This is a genomic window from Saccharothrix sp. NRRL B-16348 (assembly GCF_001280085.1).
In the GTDB taxonomy this organism is placed as follows: Bacteria; Actinomycetota; Actinomycetes; order Mycobacteriales; family Pseudonocardiaceae; genus Actinosynnema.
The window spans coordinates 1-242 of sequence record NZ_LGED01000165.1; the positions used below are offsets into that span (position 1 = coordinate 1).

General features: G+C 57.0%; 1 rRNA gene. It reads left to right on the plus strand.

The features are described from left to right. Positions 1-159: 159 nt before the first annotated feature. Positions 160-242 (plus strand): 5S ribosomal RNA (gene rrf, locus ADK67_RS16125); the annotation flags it as partial.

Consider the following 242-nt stretch of genomic DNA (forward strand, 5'->3'; position numbering starts at 1 on the left):
GTCGGTAACGGCTGGAGTTGACCGGTACTAATAGGCCGAGGACTTGCTACGAAGACGCTACGCATCCACTGTGCGGTTCTGAAAGAACCGAACCGGACCCTCGAGCGCCCGAATAGGGCGGTCGAGAGAGGTCCTGAAGTCTCGGTAATTTCATAGTGTTTCGGTGGTCATAGCGGTTGGGGAACACCCGGTCCCATTCCGAACCCGGTAGTTAAGCCTTCCAGCGCCGATGGTACTGCACT